The 9,274-nt window shown below is 46.5% G+C and carries 14 protein-coding genes; all 14 read right to left on the reverse strand.

Annotated features, from left to right (window positions below; all coding sequences use genetic code 11):
- Positions 1–659 (reverse strand): SepM family pheromone-processing serine protease (locus Q0191_RS07130; protein ID WP_297665126.1); only part of this gene is annotated, 659 nt, incomplete at its 3' end.
- Complete coding sequence (coaD, locus tag Q0191_RS07135; protein WP_297665128.1) at positions 652–1,137, reverse strand: pantetheine-phosphate adenylyltransferase; 486 nt, start codon at positions 1,135–1,137, stop codon at positions 652–654. The genes Q0191_RS07130 and coaD, both read right to left, overlap by 8 nt.
- Positions 1,127–1,666 carry a 16S rRNA (guanine(966)-N(2))-methyltransferase RsmD gene (gene rsmD / locus Q0191_RS07140; RefSeq protein WP_297665129.1) on the reverse strand — a complete coding sequence of 180 codons (540 nt, stop codon included), beginning with the start codon at positions 1,664–1,666 and terminating at the stop codon, positions 1,127–1,129. The genes coaD and rsmD overlap by 11 nt, the downstream gene beginning before the upstream one ends.
- A gap of 85 nt (positions 1,667–1,751) precedes the next feature.
- Positions 1,752–2,012 (reverse strand): membrane protein insertion efficiency factor YidD, encoded by a 261-nt coding sequence (yidD, locus tag Q0191_RS07145; RefSeq protein WP_297665131.1) that lies wholly within the window; start codon positions 2,010–2,012, stop codon positions 1,752–1,754.
- Positions 2,009–2,734 carry a pseudouridine synthase gene (locus Q0191_RS07150; protein ID WP_297665133.1) on the reverse strand — a complete coding sequence of 242 codons (726 nt, stop codon included), beginning with the start codon at positions 2,732–2,734 and terminating at the stop codon, positions 2,009–2,011. Before Q0191_RS07150 ends, yidD begins: the two co-directional genes overlap by 4 nt.
- A 133-nt stretch (positions 2,735–2,867) precedes the next feature.
- Positions 2,868–3,413, reverse strand: a complete 546-nt coding sequence (gene scpB / locus Q0191_RS07155; RefSeq protein ID WP_297665135.1) for an SMC-Scp complex subunit ScpB — start codon at positions 3,411–3,413, stop codon at positions 2,868–2,870.
- On the reverse strand, positions 3,406–4,116 hold the full coding sequence (locus Q0191_RS07160; protein WP_297665137.1) for a segregation/condensation protein A: 711 nt from the start codon (positions 4,114–4,116) through the stop codon (positions 3,406–3,408). The genes scpB and Q0191_RS07160 overlap by 8 nt, the downstream gene beginning before the upstream one ends.
- A gap of 2 nt (positions 4,117–4,118) precedes the next feature.
- On the reverse strand, positions 4,119–4,850 hold the full coding sequence (xerD, locus tag Q0191_RS07165) for a site-specific tyrosine recombinase XerD (RefSeq protein ID WP_297665139.1): 732 nt from the start codon (positions 4,848–4,850) through the stop codon (positions 4,119–4,121).
- Complete coding sequence (gene cbpB, locus Q0191_RS07170) at positions 4,847–5,308, reverse strand: cyclic-di-AMP-binding protein CbpB (RefSeq protein ID WP_125387505.1); 462 nt, start codon at positions 5,306–5,308, stop codon at positions 4,847–4,849. The genes xerD and cbpB overlap by 4 nt, the downstream gene beginning before the upstream one ends.
- Positions 5,305–5,826: a metallophosphoesterase gene (locus Q0191_RS07175; RefSeq protein WP_297665143.1), complete on the reverse strand. Its 522-nt coding sequence runs from the start codon at positions 5,824–5,826 to the stop codon at positions 5,305–5,307. Before Q0191_RS07175 ends, cbpB begins: the two co-directional genes overlap by 4 nt.
- Complete coding sequence (locus Q0191_RS07180) at positions 5,802–6,779, reverse strand: nucleoside-triphosphate diphosphatase (RefSeq protein ID WP_297665145.1); 978 nt, start codon at positions 6,777–6,779, stop codon at positions 5,802–5,804. Before Q0191_RS07180 ends, Q0191_RS07175 begins: the two co-directional genes overlap by 25 nt.
- Complete coding sequence (gene racE, locus Q0191_RS07185; RefSeq protein WP_297665147.1) at positions 6,776–7,570, reverse strand: glutamate racemase; 795 nt, start codon at positions 7,568–7,570, stop codon at positions 6,776–6,778. The genes Q0191_RS07180 and racE overlap by 4 nt, the downstream gene beginning before the upstream one ends.
- 99 nt (positions 7,571–7,669) lie before the next feature.
- Positions 7,670–7,918: a YneF family protein gene (locus Q0191_RS07190; RefSeq protein ID WP_015605536.1), complete on the reverse strand. Its 249-nt coding sequence runs from the start codon at positions 7,916–7,918 to the stop codon at positions 7,670–7,672.
- Between the two features lie 57 nt (positions 7,919–7,975).
- Complete coding sequence (locus Q0191_RS07195; protein ID WP_297665148.1) at positions 7,976–9,226, reverse strand: diaminopimelate decarboxylase; 1,251 nt, start codon at positions 9,224–9,226, stop codon at positions 7,976–7,978.
- Positions 9,227–9,274: the final 48 nt, after the last annotated feature.

Below are 9,274 nucleotides of genomic sequence, written 5' to 3' on the forward strand. Positions count from 1 at the left end.
CCATTTTCCAGCTTGATGATTTTCCCCGTCGCTGTCTTAGTTTCTCCATCTTCCTCATAGGTCACCTTGACACTATCGCCCAAGGCCTGAGAATTCACATATTTGACCAAATCTTCTGAGCTTTCAAAGGTCTTGTCATTGACTCCCGTCACCGTATCCGCAATATTCAAAATCCCTTTAAAGGTCGAATTCTGAGCTACTTTCAGAACATAGACACCCAGATAGTTCATCTTGATATCTTTTCCTGCAGCCTTGAGACCTTGGTATTTGGCCATATTTTGCGACGTTTCCATATAAAATTGGTTAATGCGCATATACTCAGCATCACTCGAGCCACCCGTCATATCCTGAGCTGAATAAACATCCGTAAAAGGCGTCAGCCAAGCGTAGACCAGATGAGCAAAGGTCGCATGCTGGATCCCAACCGTCACAAAATTGTAGGAACCCGGTGCCTGATCTTCTTTTCCATCCACAGTCAGAACCTTCCGAATGTCTTCTGCGCCTCCAGGCACCTCAATGTAGTAAGGCAGGGGAACAAGAATAGAAAAAAAGAAGAAAATCGTCACGAGAGTAGCTGTCACTACAGCACAACCAACTACTTTTAAACCACGTTTATCTTCCTTCGTCATCGTTTTCGGATTTGTCATGTCATTATTCATCTTTTTTCTCCAACTCCTCAATCACACTCGCTGGTACATAGGCAGAAAGATTCTGCTGAAAAGCAATCAATTCCCGCATCGCTGAAGAACTGATGTATCGGTAGGCCGGCTGACTCAGCAGAAATACGGTCTCCAAGTCAGGTGCTAAGTCCTTATTGAAAAAATGTAGGCTAGCTTCATAGTCCAAGTCCTGACCGTTGCGTAGGCCACGGACAAGAGTAGTCACACCTAGTCTTTTTGCCACATCGACCGCCAATTCATCATGGGAAGTGATGACTTCCACATTTTCCAAATGCGCCAAAGCCGCTAGAACTATTCTTTTTTTCGCATGGATGCTAAAAAATCCTTCTTTGTGAGGATTGTAGAAAATGCCCACATACAAGCGATCAAACAACCGACTAGCACGCTCAATCAAATCCACATGTCCATTGGTAATAGGATCAAATGACCCTGTAAAGAGTCCAATTTTATCTGACATAGACCGTCACCTTTGAAATTCCATATATCTTTTGCTTCCAGATACCCAAGTTTGCGATTTCTTCTGGCAAATCAACCGACTTGTCCGTCTCGCAAACAACCATAATATCCTCGCTCAAGAGCTTGCGCTCCGCTATTTTTTCAATATCCGCAATAATCTGCTCCTTGGCATAGGGCGGATCCAGCAGAACCAGATCAAACTGGCCGGTCAACTGCTCCAAGGCTCGACTCGACTCCATCTTGAGTAGTTCAAAGCGCGCTGCTTCCTTGGTCATGGCAATATTTTCCGCCACGATAGCTTGCGCCCGCCGATCTTTTTCAACCAAAACAGCGGAATCCATGCCACGAGATACCGCCTCAATCCCCAGACTGCCGCTGCCTGCATAGAGATCCAGCACCCGGCCACCATCAAAATATGGCCCAATCATATTAAAAATCGCGCCCTTGACCTTATCTGTCGTAGGTCGCGTTGTCTTACCATCTAATGTCTTGAGGGATCTGCCCCCGTACTTCCCTGAAACAACTCTCATAAAAAACATTATAACAAAAATATTGAAAAGCTGATAGTAATTGCTAAGGCTGGACTTTATTCTCTAGCAAAAAACGGAAACAAAGCTATTTCCGTTTGAAGTCTGTTTTAGAGTCATTTCGCCGAAGACTAAAACGGTCCGGCACTGGATCGTCCCCTTCCTCGGACCAGGGATGGCAGCGGCCAATTCTGGCCAAGCCCATCAGAACCCCCTTTGCCCCGTGTTTTTCAATGGCTTCAATCATGTAATTGGAACAGGTCGGCCGAAAGCGGCAGGAAGGCGGAAAGGCAGGGGAAATAAAGCGCTGGTAAAATCGAACCGGCGCTATCAATATTTTCTTCATCATTTTTTCTTAGTCACAGCCAAATTATGCAACTGGCTGACTTCCTTTTTACTCAATCGCCGTGCCTCACCCGGCTTGAGACCAGTTAAATCCAGATGTCCAAACTGAGTTCGTGAAAGCTTGTCCACTGGCAGCCCCACTGCTTCAAACATCTTCTTGACCTGATGATTGCGCCCTTCGTGGATGGTCAACTGAACAACCGAGCGATTCTTCACGGGATCGACCTTGAGAATCTCATAGACAGCTGGCTTGGTTTTCTTGCCCTCAATGACCAGACCGCGGGTCAGCGGACGCAGAACTTCCTTATTGGCCACACCCTTGACACGCGCCACATAGACCTTGTCAATTTCATTTCGCGGGTGAATCATTTCATCTGTGAAGTCACCGTCATTGGTTAAAATCAAGGCACCAGAAGTATCCCAGTCTAGTCGGCCAACGGGATAAATCCGTTCCTTGACCTGCGGCAGCAAATCAACGACTGTCTTGCGCCCCTTGTCATCGGTCACGCTGGAAATCACCCCGCGCGGTTTATTGAGCAGGTAGTAGACCTTTTCTTCATTGTAGATAGGCTGACCTTCTACTTCCACTCGGTCACCAGATTTAATGGTGGTCGCTAGCTCACGCACCACCTGACCATTCACGGTCACTAGCCCCTGCTTGATCAATTCCTCAGCCTTTCTCCGGCTGGCAATTCCCGCATGGGCAATGTATTTATTGATTCTCATCGATATTGTCCTTTCACAAGATACAAAGACCATTTCACAACTTTAACAGCTGGAAAAATGGCAAATAGGGAAAGCAGTGTCTCCCTCAAAGCTTGGTAATATTCAAAAAACGGTCCCTTATAGGGTGAACTTGTCACTCTCCGAAAAGCTGACTTTCTTCAGCAATGAGCTCCTCTTCATCAACAATAGGTAATTCGTCCAAATGGTTGATGCCCATGTAGTCCAAGAAATAATCCGTCGTCACATAGAGATTGGGACGGCCAATGACTTCCTTCTTGCCATCTTCCCGAATCAGCTCAAAGGCTAATAACTTCGAAATCGCCCCGCTGGAATTGACCCCGCGAATATCATCGATCTCCACCCTTGTTATGGGTTGCTTGTAAGCAATGATCGACAAGGTTTCCAGTGCAGCTCGGGATAAGCTCTGGTTAATCGGTGCCCGCGAATACTCTCGTAAAATCTCAGCAAATTCAGGCTTGGTGACCAACTTATAGGTCTTTGACGTTTCCAGCAAGGTCAAGCTGGAGTCAGGATTTGACTGATAGTTCTCCGCCAATTTTTCCAAACTCTGGATGACGCCAGTCGGCGGCAAGGAGAGGATTTCTGATAGCTGATGAACTTTCAGACCGTCTTCCCCCGCCACAAAAAGCAGGGCTTCAATCTCTGCTAATTTACTCATTCTTTCTTCCTACTAAATAAATATTTCCAAAGTTTTCCTCCTGAATGACCTGCACCTCCTGCACCTTGACTAACTCCAAGGTTGCTAAAAAGAGTGTAATCACTTCATTCATGTCTTTGGTTTCTGCAAAAATATCCTGCAGGGCAAGGCGTTTATGAGCCCGACAGCGCTGGCGCACTACTTCCATCATGTCCTCGATCTTATACTCATCTCGCACAATGGTTGTGTGACTCTTAGAAAACTCCTCCTGCTTCTTGGTCATCACCTTGGAAAAAGCTAAAAAGAGATCAACGGCTGTCTTGTCATGCAAGAGTTCAGCGTCTTCATAGACCAGTTCCAGCTTGGGCTTGGAGTAGTAAAGAGCACGGTCTTCATGCTGGAGGGACATTTTCTGGCCTAGCAGCTTGAACTTCCGATATTCCTCAATCTGATTCAGCAAGTCCTGCTCCAGATCGTCCTCCAAATCCACCTGATCCACCACCTTGGGCAAGAGCTTACGACTCTTGATCAGCATGAGCTGGCTGGCCATGACCATGTATTCTCCCGTCACTTCCAGCCGCATGGCCTGCAGAGTAGACACATAAGCCAGGTACTGCTCGATAACCTCGGTAATAGGCACATCGTAAATATCCATCTGATACTTGGATACAAGGTGGAGCAACAAGTCCAGCGGCCCTTCAAAATCTTTTAACTTGATATCCATTCTTATCTGTATTTTTCTAATGTAATCACTGTCTTCAAGCCCAGATCACGAGCAATGTCGTAGATGCCGACACCCTTTTCCCGCTGGCGCAGGATAAATTGCTCCCGCAGGCTTTGGGCTGACAAGCTGGCCTGCCCCTGCTCGATCAAGAAAGCCTCCAGCTGGCGAAAGCCCCATTGGCGTGAATAGGACTTGCCATTCTTTTCAAATAGATAAGTCCCTGACAAATAAGCGCCCAACTCACTCGTCAGACTTTCAGGAATCTTAATAATTCGCTTCTGCCCAGCCTTCTCGATCCGCAAAACCTGAAAATCAAGATTGACATCTTCAACCTTGACCTGCAGGATTTCACTTGGCAAAAGACCCATTTCCAAAATCAAGAGCGCTATCAGCCGGCCTTGTGGTACTGCAGAAGTTTCCCAAAAGGCTGACAAGTCCATCAGCTCGCTTTCCATTTCTTTGGAAATAGCGACCTTGGGCAGGGTCAAGCGGTGAAATTCCCCAATCATCTTGTTCTCATAAAGATAATAGAGAAATTGATTGACCGCTGAGAGCTTCCGCTTCTGGACAGCTGCCTTGAAATCCTTGATAGAGGCTTGATAAATCCGCAAATTGGTTTCTGTCACCTTGCTGTGGATTTCATTGACAAATTGCTCCAAATCGTAGGAATAGGCTAATTTTGAATTTTCTGAGATATTTTTTTGTTCTAAAAAAGGAGTGATATGTTCTTTCATTTTTTGGAAATCTCATACTGACTCGTGAAGGTATGCATCAACGAGTTAACAGCTTTTAAAATCGACTTTCTAGTAATGATGCCATAAAAATGTTGTTCTTTATCCACAACAGGCAGGAAAGACTCATCCACCAGCTTGTGCAAAACGTCCGCAATCTTGTAATCTGGCTCGACAGTCAGACCATCCTTTCGTGTCATGTGGACAATGTCCATAGACATAAACTCTTCCTCTGGCAGCTCATGCTGCATCCGATAAGCCATGATATCCGTCAGAGAAATGGTGCCAACGAACTTTTTCTCCGCAGTCACCACTGGAATGCGCGAATAGGTCATCTGGCTAAGCAAAAGAATGGCATGATCCACATTGTGCGTGTCAATCATGACCGCCAGATTCTCCCCCGGCGTCAAAAAAGTGTCTTCATGTTGCAGCAGATAATCTTCAAATTCCTTAGCAATCATCGGGCAAACTCCTTGGACAAGCTTGGATAGAGCTCATGATTTCGCGTATAGAAATCAATTCTAAAGCGGTCATCGTCAATCTCTACCTTAGCGTAGAGACGTTCATTGATTGAGCCACGAGGTTGGCTAATGGATCCCGGATTGAGAAAGAGAGTTTTCCCTTGCATCCAAGCATCTGGAATATGCAAATGGCCATAGAGACAGATCTCTGCCCCCACTTCCTGAGCCCAGAGATCCAACTTTTGGAAGCTAAAGTTGATATTGAAAAGGTGCCCGTGGGTCTGGGCAATAATAGTCCCATCCAAGTCTGTCACTAGCCGCTCTGGATAGCCAGGATAAAAGTCCATATTGCCCGCTACGACATGGATCCCTTCCCATACTTCATCCTCAAAAGGTAACTCTGAGTCTCCATCATGGAAAATAGCATCGACTTTTCCCAGATACTGATCTTTCATTTCTTCGACAATGGCACGGTCCCCATGGGAATCGCTCATTACGATGATTGTTTGCTTTGCCATGCTGGAAATACCTCCATTAATTTTTGCACTGCTTGTGCACGATGAGACTGGGAATTTTTCTCTTCAATTGTCAGCTCAGCTGACGTTTTTCCTGTCTCTCCGATCAAGAACAAAGGATCATAGCCAAAGCCATTTTCACCTTTTGGCTCATGGGCAATGTAGCCCGGCCAATCCGCTTCGACCACCAAGGATTCCTTATCTGGACTTGCGACCACCAGAGTCGTGTGGAAATGAGCAGAGCGGTCTTTAATGTCAAAGACCATGGCCAGTTCATGCAGGAGTTTGATATTGTTTTCATCATCTGTTGCACCAACGCCAGCAAAGCGAGCGGACCAGACGCCTGGTAGGCCGCCTAAGACATCTACTTGCAAGCCTGAATCATCTGCCAAAACCATTTTGCCAGTCAACTTGCTGATCGTTTCAGCCTTGAGGCGGGCATTTTCTTCGAAGGTCATACCTGTTTCAGCCACTTCTGGCAAACCAGGATAGTCATTCAGATTTTCTACCTCGTAGCCCAACTTCCCGAAAAGCTTGCGAAACTCTGCTGTCTTGCCCTCATTTCGAGTCGCGATCAAAAGAGTATCCTTGACATCTTTTGCTCCCAGAAAGGCTTGTAAATCTACACCAGTCTGCGGCAGATGGACATAGAGGAGTTTCCCCCCTTCAACCAAGAGAAGGGCTCCCTGTCGCTGCAACAATTCCAACTTTCGGTCCGTTTCTTGATTTAAAATATCCAGCAAGAAGGTCAAAAAGCGAAAGGCTGAGCCATAGCGAATGACCGTGATATTTAAGGGCAAGCCTAGCTCTTCTTCCGCCAAAATACTCTCTAAGCGGTCTAAAATATCAGAAGCTTCGGCTGGAACCTGCTCGAACTCGCTATAAGAGGCACTTTGTCCCCATTCAGCTACATACCAGTCAGAGGCATCTTTGTATTCATAAATTTTCTTTGTCATAAGGTCACATGCTCCACATTGACTTTCAGATTCAGCCAGTTTTCCGCGATTTCCGCAAATCTCTTAGCATTGGCTGTAGTATAAAAACGATGGTTCAGTTCGTGCTTCTCACGGCTACGATTGATTTCAAAATAATTGAGCAGGACAGAAATATCCCGTACACACTCAGCTCCACTGTCAATCAGCTTGACGCTCGGACCCATCATATTTTGAATAATCGGCCGAAGCAAAGGATAGTGGGTACAGCCCAAGACAAGGGTATCCACCTTGCCCGCCAGAGGATGGAGGGTCTCATAGACCACCTTTTTGGTCAAGCTGGACTGGAGCTCATTTGACTCCACCAGCGGGACAAACTTAGGACAAGCCAAGCTTTGCACCTCCATCTCAGGAGAGAGATCCTCAATCTTTTTTCGGTAAATATCGGACTGAACCGTCATAGGAGTCCCGATGACCCCAATCTTGCCACCAGTCGTAGACTTGATGGCAGCGCTAGCTCCGGGCAAAATCACACCGAGGACAGGAATGTCTAACTTAGCTTTGACTTCCTCCCAGACAACAGCTGTGGCAGTATTGCAGGCAATAACAATCATCTTGACATCCTTGGTCAAGAGAAAATTGACTAACTGCCAAGTATAGTCTCGAATCTGCTCCGCCGGCCTAGGACCATATGGAGCCCGAGCCGAATCACCTATATAAACCACTTCCTCATGGGGGAGTTGCCGCATTAATTCACGGACAACAGTCAGACCGCCCACCCCTGAGTCTAAAAATCCAATCGGTCGGTTATCCATACAGTCTTCTTTCTAAAACAAGGGATTGGAAGCCTAGCCCAAATCCCCATTTTTTATATAGAAATCTCCGTCTGCCACCAAAGGGTAGCTGAGAGAAGCTTATTTTTTGTTTTTATTTTTAGCAACTGCTGCTTTTTGTTGATTGATGATTTGACGGTAAACTTGTTGAACGCGTGCTTCACTTGGTTTTTGACCATTGGCACTGAGCAACATCCGCACTGCTTCTACATTGAGACGTGGATTTTCCGCAAATTCCTTTTCGACCTGACGGCGAAGCAAGTACATACCCAGCAAAATCCCACCAAAGAAAGCCAGCATAATCAATAAAATTGCTAACAATGTATTCATAATAATCCGAACTCCTGTCTCATTTTTTACATTACTCTTTATTATACCAAATTATCTCTATTTTTCAAAATCAAAGCCATAGAGAGTGGCGAAATAATCTTCTGGGGTCTCTGCCCGACGAATCATGCGAGCCTGACCATTTTCCTCTAGGAGAATCTCGCTAGAGCGCAATTTGGCATTGTACTGATAGCCCATGGAGAAGCCGTGGGCACCGGTATCGTGAATGACCAGCGTATCGCCAATCTGACTGACAGGCAACTCCCGCTGGATGGCAAATTTGTCGTTGTTTTCACAGAGGCTGCCGACCACATCGACAATCTCCGTCGGCCCTTCTGGCCGATCCATATTGGTAATATGGTGATAAGCTCCATACATAGCGGGACGCAGGAGATTAACCGCAGAAGCATCCACTCCCAGATAGGTCCGATAGGTCTGCTTTTTGTGAGTCACCTTGGTCACCAAAAGACCGAAAGGAGCCAGCATAAAACGACCCAGTTCTGTGAAAATCTTGACCTGACCTAGTCCAGCTGGAGTCAGGATGTCCTCATAGGCCTGACGAACTCCCTGACCGATGACCGCAATATCATTTTCCTCGCCATCAGGCTGGTAGTTGACCCCGACACCGCCAGACAGATTGATAAAGTCTAGCTCGACTCCTGTCTCAGCCACTACTTCTACTGCCAACTCAAACAGCTGCCGCGCCAGTGCTGGATAATAGTCATTGCTGACAGTATTGGAGGCCAAGAGAGCATGAATGCCGTATTTCTCAGCTCCCAGCTCCTTGAGTTCTTTGAAGGCCTGAATCAGCTGCGCCTTGGTCATACCAAACTTGGCTTCTTCTGGATGATCCATAATGCTGGTACCCAGCTCAAAGACACCGCCGGGATTGTAGCGACAGGAAATCACCTTGGGAATCCCAGCAGCCTCCTTCAGAAAAGCCACATCTTCATAGGCATCTAGATTGATGGTCGCTCCTAGCTCCCGCGCAAGACGAAATTCCTCGGCTGGCGTATTATTGGACGAAAACATAATCTCATCTCCAGCAAAACCCAGCTTTTGGCTCATGAGTAGCTCCACATAGCTAGCACAGTCCACGCCGCAACCTTCCTCCTTGAGGATTTTTAAAATAGCAGGATTTGGTGTCGCCTTGACAGCAAAATATTCCTTAAAACCAGCATTCCAAGCAAAGGCCTCATGCAAAGCCCGCGCTCTCGCTCGAATCCCCTTCTCATCATACAGATGAAAAGGCGTTGGAAACTGCGCTGTCAGCTCCGCCAAACGCTCACGACTGATAAATGGAGTTTTCATACACGCTCCTACTTTCTCTTTTACTGACAATATTATAACACAAGTGTG

It is taken from the genome of uncultured Streptococcus sp. (genome assembly GCF_938036805.1).
Lineage (GTDB): Bacteria > Bacillota > Bacilli > Lactobacillales > Streptococcaceae > Streptococcus.